Below are 22,009 nucleotides of genomic sequence, written 5' to 3'. Positions count from 1 at the left end.
AGCGAAAAATGAAGTCTTCATCAAAGGTCATGTACAGCCTGACCGTCTTCCTGGTGGCAATGGCAGTCATCTACATCGTCGCCACCATGCACGTGGATGACAGGGGCTCCGTCCCGGGACTCGAGTGGGCAGGTGCAACCGCATTGGTCCTTTCCGGCGGCCTCACCCTGATGCTCGGTGTCTATCTTCAGTTCACCGAACGACGCACCGATGTTCTCCCAGAGGATTGGGAAGAGGCAGAGGTTGCAGATAAGGCAGGAACCCTGGGTTTCTTCTCCCCAGGTTCCATCTGGCCGGCCGCTATGTCCGGTGCAGTCGGATTCCTCGCATTCGGTCTCATCTTCTTCCATTACTGGATGATTGCTGTTGGCGCTCTGCTCCTCATTTACACCGTGGCAAAGCTCAACTTCCAGTACGGTATTCCACGCGAAAAGCACTAGCCACTACTAGATAGTGCTGCCTGATTAAGCCGTGGGGCCGGGATGTTCATCATCCCGGCCCCACGGCTTTTCTTGTTCTCCAGCCGCACATGACTTAGTGGGGGAGCTGCCGCTTCCGGACAGGTGGTCAGGGACTCGGGGGCCTAAAGATCACTGTGACACTTCACGCGGCCACCCTGGGGGAGCGCGGTCCGGGGGACTCTGCGGGCTCGGTTAAGGGTGGGCTGTGGATATCCTGTGATGACTCGAGGGGCAGTGATGTCCGCGCCATAGGCGACTGGGACTGTCTCATCCGGTGATGTCGGTGGATGTGCCGAAAAGTTCCCGGCACTTCGAAGAAGTATGGAAACTGGGGGAGCGCGGTTTCAATTTGGGTCTGACACCATGCCGTTAAGCTGCAAAGACGCAGGATAACGGGGGTCAAACGAAAGTTGTAGTCAGTCAGGAAAGGGACTCAACCAAGCTGTGACTTGTCTCTCACAGGTTTTGCTGCGAAATGAAGAATCTTTGATCTCGCGACGTTGAATCCTGTGAAAAGCCGTGAAAAGGTGAAAATGTGGGCCAGCTGGGAGCCTAATGACCTGCGATTATGTACTAGTCGGATGCGACGCGGTTTAAGTTCCCGGAAAATTCAACAAATAAGTGAAATGTGGCAGCTGAAACCCCTAAAAAGACGGGGTTCAAACTTTCAATTGAAACGGGGGGCATGAAGTGACTTTGCCATTTCGACCGGCCATACTAGAGAGCGTGACGAGCGCAGTTGGAAATACAGGTATGGCAGCACCACAACGTGTTGCGGCACTGAACCGTCCGAATATGGTCAGTGTCGGCACCATTGTGTTCCTGTCTCAGGAATTAATGTTCTTCGCCGGACTTTTCGCGATGTACTTCGTGTCCCGGGCGAACGGACTGGCTAACGGATCTTGGGCTGAACAGACGGATTACCTCAATGTGCCTTATGCACTGGCAATCACGATCATTCTGGTCTCATCCTCCGTTACCTGCCAGTTCGGAGTTTTTGCGGCTGAAAGGGGTGACGTATACGGTCTCCGCAAGTGGTTCTTGATCACGACTATCCTTGGCTCAATCTTCGTGATTGGTCAGGCATATGAGTACATCACCCTGGTTGGACATGGACTGTCCATTCAGAGCAGTGTCTATGGCTCAGCTTTCTACATCACGACCGGCTTCCACGCCGCTCACGTTATCGCGGGTGTGATTGCATTCGTGGTTGTTCTCATGAGGATCCAGAAGGCGAAGTTTACGCCGGCGCAGGCAACAGCAGCAATGGTGGTGTCCTACTACTGGCACTTCGTTGACGTTGTCTGGATCGGCCTCTTCATCACGATCTATTTCATTCAGTAGGCCTCGGGATTGCCCGGTAGGTGAGAAATCATCTGCACACGGACAATCCAAAGCCCTTCACTTCCATAGTCGAGATTCAAAGGGAAATGATGGAAACCAATCCGCAGACCTCCGAGGCAGCCGGCAAGGCTCAAGCTTCGGCTAAGAAGGTCAAGAATCGCCGCAAAGTACGGCGCACTGTCGCTGGCGCGATGGCTCTCACCATCGGCTTGAGCGGTGCTGGAATCCTCGCTACCGCGATCACTCCAGATGCACAGATCGCTACAGCTCAGCGTGATGACCAGGCTCTCATCTCAGAGGGCAAGGACCTCTATGACGTTGCCTGCATCACCTGCCACGGAGTCAACCTCCAGGGTGTCCAGGACCGCGGTCCTTCACTCATCGGTGTTGGCGAAGGTGCAGTTTACTTCCAGGTTCACTCCGGTCGTATGCCAATGCTCCGTAACGAGGCACAGGCTTCTCGCAAGACCCCTCGCTACACCGAGGCACAGACTCTTGCAATCTCCGCCTATGTTGCCGCCAACGGCGGTGGACCAGGCCTCGTTTACAACGAGGACGGCACCCTCGCCATGGAAGAACTCCGTGGCGCCAACTTCGATGGCCAGATTGACCCGCTCGACGTCTCACGCGGTGGTGACCTCTTCCGCCTGAACTGCGCTTCCTGCCACAACTTCACCGGTCGTGGTGGCGCCCTGTCGTCCGGCAAGTACGCACCTGTCCTGGATCCTGCCAACGAGCAGGAGATCTACCAGGCAATGCTCACCGGTCCGCAGAACATGCCTAAGTTCTCCGATCGTCAGCTCTCCGCTGACGAGAAGAAGGACATCATCGCCTTCGTCAAGGCATCCAAAGAAACTCCGAGCCCCGGTGGTTACTCCCTCGGCGGCCTCGGCCCAGTTTCTGAAGGTCTCTTCATGTGGGGTATCGGCATCCTGGTTCTGATCGCTGCTGCTATGTGGATTGGATCGCGTTCATGAGTAACAATACGAATAAGCAGTACACCGCCCAGGAACTCAACTCGATGAGCAATGATGACCTCGCTCGTCTGGGTACTGAACTTGATGACGTTACCATTGCCTACCGCAAGGAACGTTTCCCAATTGAGAACGACCCAGCTGAGAAGCGTGCGGTTCGTGCAGTTGGAATCTGGGCAGCGCTCGGCATTATCGGTGGCATCGGTTTCCTCGCCACCTACCTGTTCTGGCCTTGGGAATACCAGGGTCACGGTGACGACGGCCTGATCTGGTACACCCTGTACACCCCGATGCTCGGCATCACCTCAGGTCTGTGCATTCTCGCTCTGGGAATCGCCGGCGTTCTCTATGTCAAGAAGTTCATCCCGGAAGAGATCGCAGTCCAGCGTCGTCACGACGGTCCTTCTGAGGAAGTTGATCGTCGTACCATCGTCGCCCTGCTGAATGATTCCTGGCAGACCTCCACCCTCGGCCGCCGCAAGGTGCTGCAGGGGCTGCTCGGCGGAGGCGCCGTGCTTGCAGGTCTGACGATCGTCGCTCCTCTCGGTGGCATGATCAAGAACCCTTGGAAGCCTAACGAAGGCCCAATGAGCGTCATGGGTGACGGCACCCTGTGGACCTCCGGCTGGACCCTTCAGGAGAGCGGTATCAAGCTCTACCTGGGGCGCGACACCGGTGCGATCGCTGAGTCCCACGTTGGCGAATCCGGTCAGCACTGGATCACCACTGGTGTGTCCCGTCTGGTCCGTATGCGTCCAGAGGACCTGGCTGCAGCGTCCATGGAAACCGTATTCCCACTGCCTGCTGAAGACGTCAACGATGGTGATCTCTACGATCCACAGCGCGATGTCTACACGAACCACATGCACTCTGTGCACGGCCCGCGTAACGCAGTTATGCTGATCCGTCTGCGTACTTCTGACGCAGAGAAGGTCATCGAACGTGAAGGCCAGGAGTCCTTCCACTACGGCGATTACTACGCATACTCCAAGATCTGCACGCACATTGGTTGCCCGACTTCACTGTACGAAGCTCAGACCAACCGAATCCTGTGCCCGTGCCACCAGTCGCAGTTCGATGCACTGCACTACGGTAAGCCAGTCTTCGGACCTGCCGCACGTGCTCTGCCACAGCTGCCGATCACTGTTGACGAAGAGGGTTACCTCGTCGCCGACGGCAACTTCATCGAGCCACTCGGCCCGGCATTCTGGGAGCGTAAGTCATGAGTAATAAAGCAGCAACAATCGGAAATAATCTCGATTCCCGCTACACCATGGCCGGCGGTATCCGCCGCCAGATCAATAAGGTTTTCCCTACCCACTGGTCATTCCTTCTCGGTGAAATCGCTCTCTACAGCTTCATCGTCCTGATCCTGACCGGTGTCTACCTGACCCTGTTCTTCGATCCTTCAATCACCAAGGTGATCTACGACGGCGCCTATCTGCCACTCAATGGTGTGGAGATGTCCCGTGCCTACGTGACCGCCCTGGATATTTCCTTCGAAGTTCGTGGTGGACTCTTCGTTCGCCAGATGCACCACTGGGCCGCACTGATGTTCATGGTTTCCATGATGGTCCACATGATGCGTATCTTCTTCACGGGTGCTTTCCGCCGCCCACGTGAGGCGAACTGGATCATCGGCTGTGTCCTTCTTATCCTCGGCATCGCCGAAGGCTTCATGGGTTACTCCCTCCCAGACGACCTGCTCTCCGGTGTGGGTCTGCGAATCATGTCCGCGATCATCGTTGGTCTCCCGATTATCGGAACCTGGATGCACTGGATGGTCTTCGGTGGCGACTTCCCATCCGAGATCATGCTGGATCGTTTCTACATCGCACACGTACTGATTCTGCCGGGCATCATCCTCGGCCTGGTTGCGGCTCACCTCGCTCTGGTCTGGTACCAGAAGCACACCCAGTTCCCGGGCGCAGGCCGAACTGAGAACAACGTCGTCGGTATCCGAATCATGCCGGTCTTCGCTGTGAAGTCCGTTGCATTCGGTGCGATCACCCTGGGCTTCCTGTCCCTGCTTGCCGGTGTCACCACCATTAACGCGATCTGGAACATTGGTCCTTATAACCCGTCGCAGGTCTCCGCTGGTTCCCAGCCGGATATCTACATGCTGTGGACAGACGGTGCAGCCCGTGTCATGCCGGCGTGGGAGCTGTACTTCGGTAACTACACAGTCCCGGCGGTATTCTGGGTAGCCATCATGCTCGGCGTTCTGGTTGTCCTACTGTTCGCATATCCGTTCATCGAAGCGAAACTGTCTGGAGATAAGGCACACCACAACCTCCTGCAGCGTCCTCGCGACGTTCCAGTGCGCACCTCTCTCGGTGTCATGGCGGTAGTGTTCTACATCCTGCTGACGGTTTCTGGTGGTAACGATATCTGGGCTTACCAGTTCGATGTCTCCCTGAACGCTATGACGTGGGTTGGACGTATCGGCCTGATCGTGCTCCCAGCGATCGCCTACTTCGTGACGTACCGTCTGTGCCTCGGCCTCCAGCGTTCCGATCGTGAAGTTCTGGAACATGGTATCGAGACCGGCGTGATCAAGCAGATGCCAAACGGCGCCTTCATTGAGGTTCACCAGCCACTCGGCCCAGTGGACGACCACGGTCACCCGATTCCACTGCCATACGGTGGTGCTGCAGTTCCTAAGCAGATGAATGAGCTTGGTTTCGCTGAAGTTGAGGCCCGTGGTGGATTCTTCGGTCCAGACCCGGATCACATTTCTGCAAAGGCTAAGCAGATCGCTCACGATAACCATGCTGAGGAGATCGCCACACTGGCTGCTCTTCAGGATGAGAACATCAAGCGCGATGAAGGACAGGGCAAGATCTAGAGTTTTTCCCTGAGCTTTCACAACCAGCCTTCCGCATCTGCGGAAGGCTTTTTGTGTCCTCTTTTTGAGTGGACTGATCTGTGTACAGCGAGGGAAACCCAGACGCTGGGCAACACCCACAGCAGGGGAGCGGTGTAACCGGTCCTTATCTACAGCGCCCCTCCAAGGGTGCTTCGACGGAGATGAGACCATGCGCCCAACCGCCAGGTTTGGTATCCATCTTCATGGTTATGCGTGCACGATGGCTCCACGGCCCGAAATCACGGCGCCTAATGCATAGAGTGCGATGTCTCCCTCCCGCCCGCGATAGGCATCAGAAGCATCCCCAATCCTCCGCCAGTCGGCTATGCTGCGCTGCGCGGGCCTTTAACCACAGCGCGTGAGATTGCTTGTCCTCTCAGCCCGAGGGGGACGCTACCGCGGACGAGGTGATCCCTTAAGTGTTCCCTCATGGTCTAAGCGCCCGGCAGGTATGCTTGTCCGCCCTCCTTGACTGTGGTTAAAGCTCTGAGCCTGTTCCCTCCGGAGTCGAAGGGGCACAACCCGATCAGCGGATCCAGAAGGGCAGGTATCAAGCCTTGTGGCTTCTGAGGATGCGCCTTTCCGGGGTGTTGGAGAATAAACAGGAGTATTTCCACGGTGAGGTCTAGGTAATCGTGGGTATCGCACTCTGTGGAGTCTCGGTTCCCGCCTGCGTGTTGAGACGCGGTGATGGAACCCTCCAAATTCGGGAAAACGCTATCGCTAGATGAAGAATTCGCCGGTGTTGAAGTGAATGTGAGCAACGTCATAACCGTGGTCCCGCGCTGAAGCGTCGACGGATTTCACGCCGGAACTTTTAACCTATCAATGGCTAAAGGTTAATCTTAAAACCTGTGGTGATAAGGGCTTTTTAAGCAATCATTCCGAAGGTCGCCCGGGGGTCTTTCCGCGGATGCCTCATTTGATTGCAGTAGTGATACCTGCCGATAACGGTTTAATAACGGCGTGCCCGTTCTTGCCGACTAGACATTCAATGATGCAGTTTCGTAACCTTATTGAGACCTTGCGGGGTCGGGGAGAACATTTCCAGAATGATCGCCTCGATCCACTGCAAAGAAACCAATAGAAAATGCTTAATCGCGAAGCAGCTTCTCGAACAAAGTCCCTCCCAAGGATTAAACACGAGAAGCTTCGCGAACCGGGGAACCACAGAGTTCCTGGGGTGAATTCTCCACAAGGGTCCGAACAGTTCAACGAATTGATCGGAAGGGAGTGGGGATAGGGGCCTTCCGCTCCGAATCCGACAGCTAACCCGGTAGGCCAACAGGAAGATTTGGAGTTTCATCACATGGGCAAGCACCGTCGCAGCAACACCCGCGTTACCCGCAATGCAGCTGCAGTTTCCGCAGCCGCACTCGGCGCCACCGCCGTCCTCACCAACCCGGCACAAGCTGCAGAGGTCTTCATCCCGAACACCGACATCTCTGTTGAGATCGCCGGAATTGAGAACACCCCGGGCCTGAACAACATCCCCGGCATTGACCAGTGGATCCCGGCTCTGTCCAGCCAGGCAGCTCCTGCGGCCTACGCTGCCGTCGTTGAGGCACCACCAGCTGTTGAGGCAGCTCCTGTTCAGAGCGGCGGACAGGCCATCGTGGACGCCGCGCGTTCCAAGATCGGTGCTCCATATGGCTGGGGTGCTGTCGGCCCTAACGCCTTTGACTGCTCCGGTCTGACTTCCTGGGCATACAGCCAGGTCGGCAAGTCCATCCCACGCACCTCGCAGGCACAGGCTTCCCAGGGAACTCCTGTTGCCTACTCCAACCTGCAGGCTGGTGACATCGTTGCGTTCTACTCCGGCGCCACCCACGTTGGCATCTACTCCGGTCACGGCACTGTCATCCACGCTCTGAACAGCTCCACCCCGCTGTCCGAGCATTCCCTCGATTACATGCCGTTCCACTCCGCGGTGCGTTTCTAGTTTCCAGGTTCTAGTTTCTGACGCATCACACCACGAGGTCCCCAGCAATATGCTGGGGACTTTTGTGATTCTGGGTCTCGCCGACCTCCGCCTCGACAGTCCTCGCGCATTTCCCTCCGGTCACAATCTCCAGCAGGGACGTGTGCCAAGGGAAACGACGGACCAGAACGAACCCCGACATGATTGACAATGATGCTGTTCGGGACGGTAAAGTTATCATTTCGTGAGGTTGTTCCTGGAGGTAGTGCGTCCGGGTGAAGAGGAGAGGTGCGATGGTTCTTCGACGTTGCTGCGCCAAAGTGGCATCAGTGATCCTGGGGGTGTCTATTCTCGGCACCCCGGCTGTCGCCACGGGGCAGGACATCGACGGCCTGATCGCTGAGATCGAGCAGGTGTCCCGTGAAGTTTCCGCACAGACCGAAGACGTCAAAGCCACCGAACTGGATATCCTCGAACGTGAATCCGCCATTGACCACATTCGTGATCAACAGGCTCATCACCGCCAGCTGGCCGACCAGGCGAAGATGACCGCGGATGCCCATCGGGGTGAAATCAATCAGATCGCGCAGGCCCGGTATCGTGGCACCGCGGTTGATCCGCTGACCGCAGCAATCTCCGGGGAGAATCCTCAGCATGTGATTGATCGCGTCAGCTATATCACCTCGCTGACTAAATCCACCGGTGAGGTGGTTGCAGGACTGCGCACGGCCACTGATCAAGCCGCGGAAAGTCTCGATGAAGCCAACCGGATGAAGGCTGAAGCCGAGTTCCAGCTCGGGCAGCTGCGTGTTCACCTCGGTGAGCAGCTCGGGGTGCAGGAGGACTTGGAGCGCCGGCAGGAAGAGATCAGGCGTCGGGTGGACAACCTGTCACCAGAACAGCGCCAGCTCTGGGTGGAGAAGAACGGCCCGCTGGATATTGATATCGCGAGTTTCCTCGGAGCATCCGGTGAAGCGGCCGGTGCCGTTCAGGCAGCACTAGGCAAGATCGGTTCGCCTTATGGCTGGGGTGCGGTCGGCCCGTCGGCCTTCGACTGTTCCGGGCTCATCTACTGGGCATTCCAGCAGCAGGGGAAAACGCTGCCCCGCACCTCCCAGGCACAGATGGCGGGTGGAACAACGGTCAGTCGTGATCAATTACAGCCCGGCGATGTCATTGGTTACTACCCAGGGGCAACCCATGTGGGGTTGTATATCGGCGATGGGATGATTGTGCACGCCTCAGATTACGGAATCCCGGTTCAGGTGGTATCTGTTGATTCGGCCCCTTTCTTCGGGGCACGCCGCTATTAATTCATCAGACTGATCACAGGAGGTCCTGCCGTGGGTACCGGTCGCAGACGCAGAACACTCGTTGTCACCAATGACTTTCCTCCAACGGTGGGTGGAATCCAGTCTTATGTCCGTGATTTTCTTGCCACACAGGATCCGGAATCAATCGTGGTGTTTGCCTCCACCCAGAACACCGCTGCGGCGAAATCTTATGATGCCACCCTGGACTATGAAGTGATCAGGTGGCCCCGGACCGTGATGCTGCCCACCCCGGCAACGGTTGATGCCATGACAGAGATCATCAGGGCGCGAGACATTGACAATGTCTGGTTTGGGGCGGCGGCGCCCTTGGCACTGATGGCTCCTCACGCCCGCAAAGCCGGCGCAACCCGGATCATCGCCTCCACCCACGGGCACGAGGTGGGGTGGTCGATGGTGCCGGGAGCACGCCAGGTGCTGCGCCGGATCGGTAATGAGGTGGATACCGTCACCTACATCTCCGACTACACGCTGGGGCGCTTCAGCGCGGCATTCGGGCCCCAGCCCACGTTCGCCCATCTCCCATCTGGTGTGGACACTGAGCTCTTCCAACCGGCAACCCAGGAGCAGCGTCACGCAACGCGTCAACGCTTCAGCCTGAGCCCCGGAGCTCCGGTGGTCTCCTGCATTTCCCGTCTTGTTCCCCGCAAAGGGCAGGACATGCTGATAGAGGCCATGCCCGGGGTGCTCCGTGAACACCCCGATGCCACCTTGCTGATCGTGGGATCCGGCAGGATCGAACAGCAACTGAAAAGAAGCGCCGCGCCTCTGGGTGAATCAGTCCGTTTCCTGGGCAGACTCGAGCACACAGACATGATTGATGTCCTGGCGGCGTCCGATATTTTTGCCATGCCGGCACGCACCCGCGGTGGGGGACTGGATGTGGAGGGGCTCGGCATTGTCTATCTCGAAGCACAGGCATGCGGGGTGCCGGTGATAGCCGGGGCGTCCGGCGGTGCGCCGGAGACCGTAACACCACGCACCGGTGTGGTGGTGGATGGCCGGGGCGTCGATAAGCTCACTGATGCAATAACCAGCCTGCTGGCGGACGCGGATAGACGTGAGCGAATGGGGGCGGCGGGGCGCCGTCATGCGGAGGATGCATGGTCCTGGGCCACGATGGGTGCGCGGTTGACGGAAATGCTCAACTGAGAAACCGTTAGGCCTGCACAATGATGGCCCGGTGCAGGTGGCTGGCTATACTTTGGGGGTTATTTCCAGTTTTCTAGATCGTGAGGCGTAAGCAGATGCCACAAGACCCGGGCCGGTTCACGGTCGGCTTCGACATCGGCGGAACCAATATGCGTGCCGGTCTGATCTCCGACACCGGCGAGATCGTGCGGCAGCTGTCCGCACCCACGCCCGGAACCGCTGAAGAACTGGAATCGGGAATTGCGGACCTCGTTGCGCGACTGGGTACCACCCACACCATCGATGCTGTCGGCCTCGCCGTGGCTGGTTTCCTGGATCCTGCCTGCGAAACGGTTCGTTTCGCCCCACATCTGCCGTGGCGTGATGCCCCTGTGCGCGACCGCCTCAGTGACCGCCTGGAACTCCCGATCCGTCTTGAGCATGATGCCAATTCAGCCGCCTGGGGCGAGCACCGGTTTGGTGCCGCGCAGGGTGTGGATAACTGGGTGCTGTTGGCGATCGGCACCGGCATCGGTGCGGCCCTGATCGCCGATGGTGAGATTTACCGCGGCGCACATGGGACCGCTCCGGAGTTTGGTCACCTGCGTGTGGTTCCGGATGGTCGGCCGTGCCCATGCGGAAAATCCGGTTGCCTGGAGCGTTATTGTTCGGGAACAGCGCTGGTGGATACCGCCCGGGAGATGGCGGCCTCCGGTAGTTTCCGCAACAGCAGCCTGCTGGATGAGATCCGCATCAACCCCCACGCACTGCGCGGTGATGTGATCACCAGTGCCGCCCGTGACCGGGATCCGCTCGGTGTCGCGGTGATGGAGGATTTCAGCCTGTGGTTGGGTGAATGCCTGTCCATGGTGGCAGACACCCTGGACCCGGAACTGATCGTCATCGGTGGCGGAGTGTCCCGTGACACTGACATCTACCTCGAAACCGCCGTCGCGCATTTCTCCACACGCATCGTCGGCGCAGGTTACAGGCCCCTCGCCGACGTCATCCCCGCCCGACTGGGCGGGGAGGCAGGCATGATCGGGGTAGCGGACCTCGCCCGACGCGCGGTTGCCGCGCGCTGAGCCTGACGCTTATCGACGCCCACCCCACCATCGGGGGTCAAGACGCGCGGACTCACTTCCACAGCATAAAGTGATTGGTGCAGTAGTCTGAAAGCTCGTTGGCTGAGGGAGTTGATCCCCAGTGATAATTGCGCGGAAAGGTACATCGGACACCATGAATAACAAGTGGTACTGGGTTTTCAAACATGTCATCGTTGGCCCATTCCTCCACGTGTACAACCGCCCTGAGATCACCGGCCTGGATAATATCCCCGCGACGGGTCCGGCAATCATGGCATCCAACCACCAGGCCGTCATGGATTCCTTCTACTTCCCACTGAAGTGTCCACGGCAGATGGTATTCCCCGCCAAGGCGGAATACTTCACAGCGCCAGGATTGAAAGGGGATTTCAAAAGGTGGTTCTTCAAGGCCCTCCGTCAGATCCCGCTTGACCGGGATGCCGGAAATGCACTGGACTCATTGCGCTCCACCGCAAAACAGGTCCTTGATGAAGGCACTCTGCTCAGTATCTACCCGGAGGGCACCAGATCCCCGGACGGACGGATCTACAAGGGCAAGGTGGGCATGGCCGTGGTGGCCCTTGAAACCGGTGTCCCAGTTATTCCCGTGGCTATGATCGGTAGCCGCGATGCGAATCCGATCGGCACCACCTTCCCGCGCCCGAAGAAAGTCAGGATGCAGGTGGGCGAGCCCATCGACCCGATCGCCTTCGCCGCCGAACGTGGCCTGGATCCAGAGAGCCGGGAGACCGCCCGTGCGCTCACGGACCACGTGATGCACACCTTGTCAGAACTCACCGGACAGCCTTATGTGGATGTCTATGCCAAGGAAGTCAAGGAATCCCTCGCCGCCGGCAAGGGATACCCGAAGGGCGCTGAGCCCTGAGGTCACCCCTTAAAATTATGTCCCGGTTTAAGTTTTGTTTACTGTCCGGGACGGTTGGGGTAACCTTTGTGTAGTTGTGTGGCCTTCATGGGCCACCTTTTTTATGTGGCACCGCCACCGCACCGCAGTAGAGTTTCATATGCAGCCCTTCCCTCGGTACGGCCCTAGCCATTGCCACCGAGGAGAGCATTGTAGTTTATGCAGACAGGGAACAGCACAAGCGCTGTGACACAGATGACACAGCAGTCAGAGAAGACCCGCATGGATTGGCCTGATGTGGCCAGGGGTCTGTCGATCCTGGGTGTGGTGCTTCTCCACGTCACTCTCGCCATCCCGGAAGCAGAGAATTCTTTCCTCGCTGAGTTGAACCACTTCCTGGATCCCCTCCGGATGCCGCTGTTCTTCCTTGTCTCGGGCTTCTTCTCGGTGAAGGTTCTCAGACTGACGTTTGAGCAACTGTTCAAGCGCAGATTGTGGTTCTTCCTCGTTCCTTACCTGGTGTGGACTCCGATCGAGCTGTCCACCAACCGCCTCCAGGGGCTGATCTACTTTGACCGTGCGATGCCGGAATGGACGTACTACGCCCAGAAGATCGTCGATGGCACCAACATGTACTGGTTCCTGTACTTCCTGGTGTGGTTCAACCTGTTGTTGTGGGCCACCCGGAAACTGCCGGCCTGGGCGATTGTCACAGTGGTGGCGGTTGGTCCGTGGCTGTTCATGCCCATGTTCAGTGAGCACGATTTTCTACGGAAAACACTGATCTACCTGCCGGCATTCTTCATTGGTGCGTATTTCCGACCGTTGATCATCAGGTTCGCCGATGCAGCTGCACGTCCGAAGGCAGTGGTGGTGGCCATGGCCTTCTACGTGGCAGGCATGGGCATTGCGGCGGCGGATGATATTCTCACCAGCCGTGAACCGGGGCCGACCCAGATGTGGTTCATCACCTGGAAGGATGAGATCGCAGCGCTACTCGGCGGGGAACTCGAACCGTTCGCCATGGGTCAGCTATCCGGAACCCTGATCCGGCTGCTGTCTCTTCCCGCCGGCGTGGTGTTGTCTGTCTGGCTGGCCAAGGCGCCACCGGTTGCGCGGGTGCTGAAGTTCTTCGGACGCCACACCCTGGTGATCTACATCGGACATGCTGTCGGACTGACGGTGCTGTTCAACTACACCCTCCGGTGGAACGTCATGGAGATCAACAATTCTTCCACTAATCCAATGAACTGGTCCTTCACCTGGATGGCCATTGCCTTCACCCTGGCCATGGTGGGCTCCTACCTGACGTATCTCATCTCCAGGCTCCCGGTGCTGGGCAGAACGCTCACGCCGCCCAAGCTTCCCGAGTCCGGCGTTGCCCCGGTCAAGGCCGTGACACCGCCGGTCGAGCAGCCCAGTGTGCTCCGCATCAGAAACTAGCATCGACCACAGGCGTAGACTGTCGCGGAGTTGATGTTCCATTGAGGTTTTACTGCAAGAAAGAGTGATGTGACATGGATAGGACTCTGCTGATCCGCTTAGGTCTGACAGCTCTGCTGATCCTGGCCTACGTGGTTGTCGCAGCCCTGGAGATTTCACCAGAGCTGATCGCCCCGATCATCGTCATCGCGATTGCCCTGATCCTTTTTGTGCCGATGGGCAGGAAGGGCGATCGTAAGCGATAGGCAGGTGCGCGGCCTACTGCGCAGGTGAGGTCGTGGTCTGTGGCAGGCGGGCTGCAGTCACCAGCAACAGCACCCCGATCAAGGCAGGTGCGGCCGCCAGCGGTTCGACCAGGGCATAACTTCCTGCCAGACCCACGTGGTCGAACATCTCCCGGTTGTTCAGAGGGAAGAATGCATCATAGGACACCTGTATGGGCACCCAGTTGACCAGGGAGATGAACAGCGCCAGGAACACCGCGAACACCCGGCCCGAGCGGATCAGGATGATGATCACCGGGATCAGTAACACCCACAGGTACGGATACACGGTGGGCAGCGCGATGGCGGGCCAGGCGATGGCCAGAGCCGTGGACAGTGTGGTGTTTCCGGAACTGTGCGTGCGGTGAACAGCCCAGATTCCCAGTGCTACTGCGAGGGCGAACCAGACAATGGAGGTGACGGGGGAGTCACTGATCCACCGGGCGAGGACACCTGCGACAGAGGAATTGTCGGCGCCATCATGGACAGTGGTCTGGGCGTCGATAAGCGTGACGCGCCCGGAAGCGGCGAACAGCCAGCCGACCACCCACAGCACCACCGCGGTCACGGTCGCCGTCACCGCGGTGGTCAGGCGACGCTGTAGGAACAGCGCGATGATGATGAACGCGGGCCAGCCGGTGATGCCGGCGGCGATGCCGGTGAGCAGACCACGGCGGCCGATGGCCCGCGGGCTGAGTAGATCGACCAGCACCAGGGCTAGCGCGACCAGGGTCAGTGAACCCATTTGCAGTGCTGACTGGACGGGGTAGGCGACCAGCGCGATGACCACCGCAAGCGCCACCGTGAAGGCGGTCGGTGTGCGGTCGACCAGGTGGCGCAGGATCAACACCGCGCACCAGACCAACGCCAGCACGTTCAGCACACCGATCACCCACAGGGCGGCTGTGTCATTGCCCCGGAGAGGCTCGGTGATCAGATATCCGAAACCGGTGACATCAACACCGTCGAGAACCGCTCGTGGGTGCTGGATGTTGAGGACATTGCCGTTCTCGCCCTTGTACCAGGCATTGACAGCGAGATAGATGGCGACGATCACCAGCGTCACGGTGAGTGCCGGATTGATGCGGGTGGTGGTGGAGGTGTACTGGTTGGAGGGCTGCTCCGTGGTTCCGAATACCCGCGGATTAATCAGGGCCACGATGACAATGGCGATGGCGATGACCACGTAGGAACTGCCGGAGGGGTGGAGAAGCAGTGGCCATGCAGGGGCGGCCTCGGAATCATAGGGCATGTTCCAGAATGTGGGCACCAGCATCGGAATGGTGGTGATCAGCGCCATCACCATAGAGGTTGCGGCGGTAGCGGGCGCGGAGTGCCGCTGGGACCACGCACCGGCGGCGAAACCGAGAGCGACTGGAATCAACCACACCCAGTGGTGGGACCAGGACACAGGGGAACACAGCAGGGCGATCAGAGAGTTCAACAGGACCGCGCCATGTGGGGAACCGGCTTTGAGGACCCGGAACATGGCCACGGCGACACCGATGAGGGTGAGGACGACACTTCCCATCCAGATCCACTCGACAACATCCTGATGATCGTGCATCAGACGGCTGATCATGCCCCGGACGGACTGGTTGGTGATGTAGGAGAGATTGCCGATACGGCTGGGGTCACTCAGCGTCTCTGTCCAGTACACCTTGGAACTGGACGGCAGGAGAATGAACGCCAGGAGGGTGAAGCCCAACCCTGACGCAATCGACGTGATGGCACCCTTCCAGTCCTTCTTGACCAGGAAATACAACCCGAACACGGCCGGAGTGAGCTTGATGGCCGCAGCCAGGCCGATCCAGAAACCACGCGGCAGCCACGGCTTCTTGGTGAAGGTGTCCATGAGGACCAGCGTCATCAGGATGATATTGATCTGGCCGAACTGCAGGGTTTGGTTCACCGGTTCAGTGAAGAGGGCAACCGGCAGGACGAACAGTGCGAACATCCGGGAATCCGCAATGGAGATCTTCTTGAACACACGGCGGATCACGATGGCGATGCACCACCACATCAGCGCCGCGGACATCAGTGTGAGCAGAACACCCATGGTGCTGCTCGGGACGAGCAGCAGGGGAGTGAACACCACGGTGGCGATCGGTGGATATGTGAAGGGAAGTTGGATGCCTCCGACCACATAGTCCTGCGCATAGAGGTTCAGTCCATCGAGAAAGGCCTGCGCCCCGGCCCGGTAGACATCAGAATCGATGTGATAGAAGAAAATGAAGGACTCAATGGCGCGCACGTTGAACACCACCGGCCACAGGGCCGCTGCGGTGGCGATGGCGGAAGCCCAAATCAGAGCCATCCGCAGACGCGAATTTCTGATCAGGGACGCATCCCGCCCCGAGGGAACTGAAACTGTACTGGTACCGGCCTTCACGCCGCTGGAATCCTGATCGCCTTGCATTCCTAGAGATCCTAGTCGGTGGGGTGCGGGGGCCCTAAGCCCCGGGGTGGCACCGGGAACCCCAGCGGGATCCAAGGCGGGAACCCCAGCGGCAACCAGGAGCTGACGCAGCGCGAGGGGGAAACGGCGGGCTGGATGCCGGACAGCTCTGCGGACCCCGTTAGTATTAGGGACTGAGACGACAACACCGACCAGTGAGGGATCACCGATACCGTGCGCTATTTTTATGACACTGAGTTCATCGAGGATGGACGCACGATTGAGCTGGTGTCCATCGGGATCATCGCCGAGGACGGCCGGGAATACTACGCGGTGTCCACGGACTTCGACGGCAGTAAGGCCAATGCCTGGGTGAAAGCCAATGTGCTCAACCAGTTGCCCAATCCCTCCTCCGGTGTGTGGAAATCACGTGACACCATCCGGGAGGATGTTTTGAGGTTCATCACCTCAGGTCCAGGAAAAACGGAACTGTGGGCCTGGGTGGGTGCCTATGATCATGTGCTCCTCGCTCAGCTGTGGGGCGACATGACCGGCCTGCCCCGTGATATCCCCCGCTATACCCGGGAGCTGAAACAGTATTGGGAGATGGCAGGATGCCCACCACTGCCGGATCTCCCGAATGGCAACCACGACGCCCTGGTTGATGCCCGCCACAATCTGGCTAAATTCAAGGTCTGTATGCAGGCCTTGCCCCTCGACCCGAAGAACCGGGTCCAACGTGGGGGATAAGTGGACCACGCCCGGGGCTGCTGTCCAGATCTAAAAGGGCAGGGTGTGCGTTGGCCACCTCGGGCCGGGGGCCTGCCACCGGCGTCCGGCGAATAATAAAGTGAGCTACTCAAACTTATATTCCTGCAAAAGGTACATGCCGTGCTATGAATAAGGGTGTGAGTTGGACAGTAGATATCCCCAAAGAAGTTCTCCCGGACCTGCCACCGTTGCCGGAAGGCATGCACGAGCGTTTCCAGGACACCATTTCCCGTGACGCCAAGCAGCAGCCCACCTGGGATCGCTCCCAGGCGGATAACGTGCGCCGAATCCTTGAATCCGTGCCACCGATCGTGGTTGCACCTGAGGTTCTTGAGCTGAGGAAGAAGCTCGCCGATGTAGCCAATGGCAAGGCGTTTCTCCTTCAGGGCGGTGACTGTGCTGAAACTTTCGAGTCCAACACCGAGCCCCATATCCGCGCCAATATCAAGACTCTCCTCCAGATGGCAGTGGTGCTCACCTACGGTGCGTCCACCCCTGTGATCAAGATGGCCCGTATCGCCGGCCAGTACGCCAAGCCGCGTTCCTCTGATCTGGATGGCAACGGTCTGCCCAATTACCGCGGCGATATCGTCAACGGCGTCGAAGCGACTCCTGAGGCACGTCGCCATGATCCGGCACGAATGATCCGCGCCTATGCAAACTCCTCCGCCGCGATGAACCTGGTGCGTGCCCTGACCAGCTCCGGAACCGCAGACCTCTACCGTCTGAGTGACTGGAACCGTCAGTTTGTGGCCAATTCACCAGCGGGTGCCCGCTATGAGGCGCTGGCGCGTGAGATCGATTCCGGTCTGCGCTTCATGGAGGCCTGTGGGGTCTCTGATGAGTCGCTGCGGGCAGCGGAGATCTACTGCTCCCATGAGGCACTCCTGGTGGACTACGAGCGTTCCATGTTGCGTCTGGCAGAGGGCGAAGACGGCGAGCAGGAACTTTATGATCTTTCCGCACACCAGCTGTGGATCGGCGAGCGCACCCGTGGTCTGGAAGACTTCCACGTCAACTTCGCCGCCATGATTTCCAACCCGATCGGCATCAAGATCGGCCCCGGTATCTCCCCGGAGGAAGCTGTCGCCTACGCAGACAAGCTGGATCCGGATTTTGAACCGGGACGCCTCACCATGGTCGCCCGCATGGGACATGACAAGGTCCGTTCGGTGCTTCCGGGTGTCATCCAGGCTGTTGAAGCCTCCGGCCACAAGGTCATCTGGCAGTCTGACCCGATGCACGGCAACACCTTCACGGCTTCCAATGGTTATAAGACCCGTCATTTTGACAAGGTCATCGATGAGGTTCAGGGCTTCTTCGAAGTTCACCGCGCACTGGGTACCCACCCGGGTGGTATCCACATCGAGTTCACCGGTGAAGATGTCACCGAGTGCCTCGGTGGAGCAGAGGACATCACCGATGTTGATCTGCCAGGCCGCTACGAGTCAGCGTGTGACCCACGGCTGAACACCCAGCAGTCCCTTGAGCTGTCCTTCCTGGTTGCGGAGATGCTGCGCAACTAGCATTCCAAGAACCGGTTCAACTCCGGACTGGGACGCGTCGCACGTGGACGGGGCGTACATCTTCAACATGAAGGTGTGCGCCCCGTCTGCTTTTCACCGATGAGCTTGAGCCTGTCCCGGAGGGTGAGAGTCTTTCCCGGGTGACAAGGGCCTGGCTGGAGGCCTCACCACCAGCCAGATCAATACGATCGCAGCGAACCACAGGTAGTGGGTGCCCAGGACATGTTCCAGGATGGTCCAGTCAAATTCCACCCGGTCATCACTGCGGATGAACATGTGGAAGGCACCGAAGGTCTGGGCGAAGAAAGCCCACCCTGCAAGAAACCGGTAGCCGGTGAACCAGAGACAGATGGCCAGGGGACCCAGCCATACCCAATGGTGGTGCCAGCTGACCGGGGAGCACAACAGGGAAATCAAGGACACCAGGGTGACAGCCAGGAGGTGATGCATGGGGGAATCCGCCCTTCGCAGCACCCGGTGGACCGCCCACGCCACGAGGCAGATGACCAGCACCACTCCGACTCCCCACAGCGCGGTTCCCGCCGTGGTTTCGGTCAACCCCGGGAACCTGGCCAACTCTCCTCTCAGGGAGACATTCTTGGCGTACCAGGGTTGCCCGATGCGGTCGGACGCCAGCAGTGTTTCTGTCCAGTACACCATGGAATTCTGTGGGTGCACCAGCCATGCGAGGGCGGTCGCCCCGAAGAAAGCAGACCCCATCCCGACCAGCCCGCCGGGCTTCTTCCTCACCACCCACAGCACGAGGAAATACAGGCCGAAGACCAGCGGTGTCAGTTTGATGGCGGCCGCGATGCCGGTGAGCACGCCGAGTGGGATCCGTGTGAACAACCGTCCGGCATCCGCGATCACCAGCGCCATCAGAACGGTATTGATCTGCCCCAGGTCCATGGTGCTCAACACCGGGAGGCTGCACATCAGGATGGCAAGCACCACCGGTACCTGCACACGGCTACCGATCTTCGCTGCGGATTTGGCCAGGGTCCGGGCGATCAACCAGAGCATGAATACCGACACCGCCGTGAACACCCGCTCGGTGGCGGTCTGCCCGATCAGTTCGGTGAGCAGCCACAAGGGGGTGAACACCAGGGCGCCGAACGGGGGATAGGTGAAGGGCAGGCCCTCATTCCGGGTGCTGAAGAAGGTGTCGTAGAGATCCGTTCCCGTCCAGAAGTGTTCAGCTCCCTGAATATAGACATGCATGTCCAACAGGTAGCGCCACCGCAGATCAGTGTCGAAGGACACCCCGATCACCGCCACGCAGATGAGGATCCACGACACCACCGATGGCCATACCCCATCGGTTTTCCATGTCACTGACACTTAAAAGGCTCTCACTTCTACTTCGCTGCCAGCCTCAACCACCGACCGCGCACGGGGAGTCTGGGTGAGCACACGATCATTGTCCTCATCGTCTGAGTCTGCAGCCAGGAATAATCCGGCATCTTCGAGGATCTCCCGGGCATCATCGATGCGTCGACCAATGATGCTCGGCACCTCAATCTGACCGGCCAACCCCAGGCTGACCTGGGGATTGGCCGGATCAACCAGGCCTCCGGCGCCCGGCGTGACCGCCACGACGGTGTCCGCGGACCGTGCGGTCTCATCAGGGATGACGCTTGTCGACGACACCCCCAACCCCGCCTCGGCCAACACCTCGAGTGCCTCAGCTTCCTGCATACCCAGCACATCCGGGATCTCAATCGCATTGGAGACAATCAACACCACGCTATCCCCGCGGTTGATCTCGGAGGAGATCTCCGGGGTGGTGCCGAACACCCGGCCACGGGAGGTCTCCGGATTGAAGGCTTCCTCCGTTCCCTCCACGGTGATCCCTGCGTTTTCGATGACCCTCGTTGCCTGATCCACATCCATTCCGGAGACATCAGGAATCATCACGGGAGCTGGCCCTCGGCTCAGGTGGACCTGGACATGGGATCCGATGTCCAGGTCAGTCCCCGGACGTGGGGTGGTGTTGACCACCTGCCCCTCCGGAATGTCATCGGAGTATTCACCCTGGGCATCCACCCAGACCAATGTCTGTTCCTCCAGAGCTGTACGAACAGTGTCCACGGATCGGTCCTCGCCGAGATCCGGTACTACAGGGCGCCCCTGAGAGACGAGGACTGTGACGTCCTCGCCGCGAGGAAGGCGCTCACCAAAAGATGGGTCGGTTCCGATGATCGATCCGGTGGGAACCTCGTTGTCATACCGGGTGTCGGTCACAGGGATGAATCCTGCGTCCTCCACGACGGCCACGGCCTGGACCTCATCCATGCCCAGAACCTGTGGGATCTCTCCATACCTACCTGAACCAAACCACCAGGCCCCGACTGCGACACCCGACACCAGCAGCGTGACGATGATGATCCACACTGTCAGTTTGACCTTTGAGCGGTTGCTCACCGGCACGACATCAGGGGTCTCCTCTGCCTCGTGGTACTGCTCGTCGAGTGAGGTTTCGGGTTGTCGTGCAGGCGGTGGTGCCGGGGAAGGAACAGGGATGGGTACCCCGCCCGGTGGGCCCGGATGCGCCGGCATGATGGAGGTCTCATTGGTGTTGGGTTCAGCATGCGCAGGGATCACCGAGGTCTGATCAGGGCTGTTGAGCTGTGGCAGATGCGTGGTGAACATCTCCGTGGGCTGCGCATCCGGTACGGCTGCGTGGGCGCGGTTCGCTGCGGAATTAACCGGGGCGGGCACCTTGAAGCCAGGCAGGCTCAGCTCCTGGGACACGTCCTCCAGGGCCGTGAGAAACTCAGTTGCATCATCAAACCGGTCCGCGGGGTTCAGCGACGTTGCCGTGGCAACAAGCGCGTCCACCAGCGACGGCACACCGTCGATAAGCGAACTGGGAGCCGGCACCACCTCGGTGAGGCGGGCATAGGCGTGGTCCATGTCGTCGGCGCCCTGGAAGGGCGTCGTGCCGGTCAGTAACTCGAAGAGGACGATGCCGGCGGAGTAGACATCACTGGCGGGGCCGATCTCAGTTCCCTCAACCTGCTCAGGGGAGAGATAGGCCACGGTGCCCACGATCTTGTCATCCCGGGATTGCCCGGCGGACGCTGCGCGCACCAGCCCGAAGTCCGATAACTTCACCCGGTGGTCATGGGTGATCAGCACGTTGTCCGGTTTGATATCCCGGTGCACCATTTCTGCGTGGTGCGCGGCGGCCAGGCCGGTGAGCACCCCGCGCATCACACCGGTTGCGGCATGTGGAGGCATCGGGCCCCGCTCGGCCAGCAGTTCGCGCAGTGTGCCCCCGGTGATGAGTTCCATCACGATGAATGCATGATCCCCCGAGGAGGAAAAATCGTACACATTGACCAGATTCGGGTGTGACAGCTGTGCCATTGACCGCGCCTCCCTACGGAAACGCTGCCTGAACACGGCATCATCCAGGTATGCCTCATCCATGACCTTCACAGCCACGGAACGCCCCAACCGAAGGTCAATGCAGCGGTACACAGTTGACATTCCACCCCTGGCAATAGGGGTTTCAATGCGGTACCTATCTTCCAGAACGTCACCGACCTTCAAGTTCACCATGGCAACCAGTATGAATGACCCGGCGGGAAAAGTGGTAGTGAGAGTACCCTCCGTGTGGCT

Annotated in this window: 17 protein-coding genes and 1 riboswitch; of the genes, 14 read left to right on the top strand and 3 right to left on the bottom strand. The window is 59.1% G+C overall.

From position 1 onward, the window contains the following. The first annotated feature begins 8 nt into the window (after nucleotides 1-8). The 12 genes from ctaF to CFAEC_RS09320 all read left to right on the top strand — a co-directional run bounded on the left by ctaF (nucleotide 9) and on the right by CFAEC_RS09320 (nucleotide 13,669). Nucleotides 9-440 carry an aa3-type cytochrome oxidase subunit IV gene (gene ctaF / locus CFAEC_RS09375; RefSeq protein ID WP_290276273.1) on the top strand — a complete coding sequence of 144 codons (432 nt, stop codon included), beginning with the start codon at nucleotides 9-11 and terminating at the stop codon, nucleotides 438-440. Nucleotides 441-1,187: 747 nt separating this feature from the next. Beyond that, entirely contained in the window at nucleotides 1,188-1,805 is a 618-nt protein-coding gene (gene ctaE, locus CFAEC_RS09370) for an aa3-type cytochrome oxidase subunit III (protein ID WP_290276271.1), read from the top strand. Nucleotides 1,806-1,891: 86 nt separating this feature from the next. After that, complete coding sequence (gene qcrC, locus CFAEC_RS09365; RefSeq protein ID WP_290276270.1) at nucleotides 1,892-2,782, top strand: cytochrome bc1 complex diheme cytochrome c subunit; 891 nt, start codon at nucleotides 1,892-1,894, stop codon at nucleotides 2,780-2,782. After that, a complete protein-coding gene (qcrA, locus tag CFAEC_RS09360; RefSeq protein WP_290276268.1) occupies nucleotides 2,779-4,005 on the top strand; it encodes a cytochrome bc1 complex Rieske iron-sulfur subunit in 1,227 nt (408 codons plus the stop codon). The genes qcrC and qcrA overlap by 4 nt, the downstream gene beginning before the upstream one ends. Next, nucleotides 4,002-5,627: a cytochrome bc1 complex cytochrome b subunit gene (gene qcrB / locus CFAEC_RS09355; protein ID WP_290276267.1), complete on the top strand. Its 1,626-nt coding sequence runs from the start codon at nucleotides 4,002-4,004 to the stop codon at nucleotides 5,625-5,627. Before qcrA ends, qcrB begins: the two co-directional genes overlap by 4 nt. A 1,159-nt stretch (nucleotides 5,628-6,786) precedes the next feature. After that, nucleotides 6,787-6,945: riboswitch (cyclic di-AMP (ydaO/yuaA leader) on the top strand. Between the two features lie 12 nt (nucleotides 6,946-6,957). Continuing rightward, a complete protein-coding gene (locus CFAEC_RS09350) occupies nucleotides 6,958-7,590 on the top strand; it encodes a C40 family peptidase (RefSeq protein ID WP_290276265.1) in 633 nt (210 codons plus the stop codon). Nucleotides 7,591-7,862: 272 nt separating this feature from the next. After that, nucleotides 7,863-8,882, top strand: a complete 1,020-nt coding sequence (locus CFAEC_RS09345; RefSeq protein WP_290276262.1) for an NlpC/P60 family protein — start codon at nucleotides 7,863-7,865, stop codon at nucleotides 8,880-8,882. A 30-nt stretch (nucleotides 8,883-8,912) separates the two neighbouring features. After that, nucleotides 8,913-10,052, top strand: a complete 1,140-nt coding sequence (locus tag CFAEC_RS09340) for a glycosyltransferase family 4 protein (RefSeq protein WP_290276260.1) — start codon at nucleotides 8,913-8,915, stop codon at nucleotides 10,050-10,052. A gap of 95 nt (nucleotides 10,053-10,147) precedes the next feature. After that, nucleotides 10,148-11,116 (top strand): ROK family protein, encoded by a 969-nt coding sequence (locus CFAEC_RS09335; protein WP_290276258.1) that lies wholly within the window; start codon nucleotides 10,148-10,150, stop codon nucleotides 11,114-11,116. Between the two features lie 154 nt (nucleotides 11,117-11,270). After that, a complete protein-coding gene (locus CFAEC_RS09330; protein ID WP_290276256.1) occupies nucleotides 11,271-12,002 on the top strand; it encodes a lysophospholipid acyltransferase family protein in 732 nt (243 codons plus the stop codon). Nucleotides 12,003-12,236: 234 nt separating this feature from the next. Next, nucleotides 12,237-13,424 carry an acyltransferase family protein gene (locus tag CFAEC_RS09325; protein ID WP_290279861.1) on the top strand — a complete coding sequence of 396 codons (1,188 nt, stop codon included), beginning with the start codon at nucleotides 12,237-12,239 and terminating at the stop codon, nucleotides 13,422-13,424. A gap of 74 nt (nucleotides 13,425-13,498) precedes the next feature. Beyond that, nucleotides 13,499-13,669 carry a hypothetical protein gene (locus CFAEC_RS09320; protein ID WP_290276254.1) on the top strand — a complete coding sequence of 57 codons (171 nt, stop codon included), beginning with the start codon at nucleotides 13,499-13,501 and terminating at the stop codon, nucleotides 13,667-13,669. A gap of 13 nt (nucleotides 13,670-13,682) precedes the next feature. On the opposite strand, the gene CFAEC_RS09315 is transcribed toward CFAEC_RS09320, so the two are convergent. Next, nucleotides 13,683-16,004 carry a glycosyltransferase 87 family protein gene (locus CFAEC_RS09315; RefSeq protein WP_290276252.1) on the bottom strand — a complete coding sequence of 774 codons (2,322 nt, stop codon included), beginning with the start codon at nucleotides 16,002-16,004 and terminating at the stop codon, nucleotides 13,683-13,685. A gap of 315 nt (nucleotides 16,005-16,319) precedes the next feature. On the opposite strand from CFAEC_RS09315, the gene CFAEC_RS09310 reads away from it, so the two are divergent. Next, nucleotides 16,320-16,835 carry a polyadenylate-specific 3'-exoribonuclease AS gene (locus CFAEC_RS09310; RefSeq protein WP_290276250.1) on the top strand — a complete coding sequence of 172 codons (516 nt, stop codon included), beginning with the start codon at nucleotides 16,320-16,322 and terminating at the stop codon, nucleotides 16,833-16,835. A gap of 158 nt (nucleotides 16,836-16,993) precedes the next feature. Then, nucleotides 16,994-18,382, top strand: a complete 1,389-nt coding sequence (locus CFAEC_RS09305; RefSeq protein WP_290276249.1) for a class II 3-deoxy-7-phosphoheptulonate synthase — start codon at nucleotides 16,994-16,996, stop codon at nucleotides 18,380-18,382. Nucleotides 18,383-18,475: 93 nt separating this feature from the next. Here the strand turns inward: CFAEC_RS09305 and CFAEC_RS09300 are convergent, their stop codons facing one another. After that, nucleotides 18,476-19,717 carry a glycosyltransferase 87 family protein gene (locus CFAEC_RS09300; protein WP_290276247.1) on the bottom strand — a complete coding sequence of 414 codons (1,242 nt, stop codon included), beginning with the start codon at nucleotides 19,715-19,717 and terminating at the stop codon, nucleotides 18,476-18,478. Nucleotides 19,718-19,723: 6 nt separating this feature from the next. Next, nucleotides 19,724-21,949, bottom strand: coding sequence for a Stk1 family PASTA domain-containing Ser/Thr kinase (gene pknB, locus CFAEC_RS09295; RefSeq protein ID WP_290276244.1), 2,226 nt, complete (start codon nucleotides 21,947-21,949; stop codon nucleotides 19,724-19,726). Between the last annotated feature and the right edge of the window lie 60 nt (nucleotides 21,950-22,009).

It is taken from the genome of Corynebacterium faecale, assembly GCF_030408735.1.
GTDB classification, from domain to species: Bacteria; Actinomycetota; Actinomycetes; order Mycobacteriales; family Mycobacteriaceae; genus Corynebacterium; species Corynebacterium faecale.
The sequence above is the reverse complement of the archived record's forward strand: the minus strand, read 5'-3'. Positions and strand labels throughout refer to the sequence as shown.

Excerpts from the sequence above, each read along its gene's own strand:
- ctaF (WP_290276273.1), top strand. The coding sequence starts at position 9 with ATGAAGTCTTCATCAAAGGTCATGTACAGCCTGACCGTCTTCCTGGTG.
- CFAEC_RS09315 (WP_290276252.1), bottom strand. The coding sequence starts at position 16,004 with ATGGCTCTGATTTGGGCTTCCGCCATCGCCACCGCAGCGGCCCTGTGG.
- qcrA (WP_290276268.1), top strand. The coding sequence starts at position 2,779 with ATGAGTAACAATACGAATAAGCAGTACACCGCCCAGGAACTCAACTCG.
- qcrC (WP_290276270.1), top strand. The coding sequence starts at position 1,892 with ATGATGGAAACCAATCCGCAGACCTCCGAGGCAGCCGGCAAGGCTCAA.
- CFAEC_RS09350 (WP_290276265.1), top strand. The coding sequence starts at position 6,958 with ATGGGCAAGCACCGTCGCAGCAACACCCGCGTTACCCGCAATGCAGCT.
- pknB (WP_290276244.1), bottom strand. The coding sequence starts at position 21,949 with ATGGTGAACTTGAAGGTCGGTGACGTTCTGGAAGATAGGTACCGCATT.
- qcrB (WP_290276267.1), top strand. The coding sequence starts at position 4,002 with ATGAGTAATAAAGCAGCAACAATCGGAAATAATCTCGATTCCCGCTAC.
- CFAEC_RS09335 (WP_290276258.1), top strand. The coding sequence starts at position 10,148 with ATGCCACAAGACCCGGGCCGGTTCACGGTCGGCTTCGACATCGGCGGA.
- CFAEC_RS09345 (WP_290276262.1), top strand. The coding sequence starts at position 7,863 with ATGGTTCTTCGACGTTGCTGCGCCAAAGTGGCATCAGTGATCCTGGGG.
- CFAEC_RS09320 (WP_290276254.1), top strand. The coding sequence starts at position 13,499 with ATGGATAGGACTCTGCTGATCCGCTTAGGTCTGACAGCTCTGCTGATC.
- CFAEC_RS09325 (WP_290279861.1), top strand. The coding sequence starts at position 12,237 with ATGACACAGCAGTCAGAGAAGACCCGCATGGATTGGCCTGATGTGGCC.
- CFAEC_RS09330 (WP_290276256.1), top strand. The coding sequence starts at position 11,271 with ATGAATAACAAGTGGTACTGGGTTTTCAAACATGTCATCGTTGGCCCA.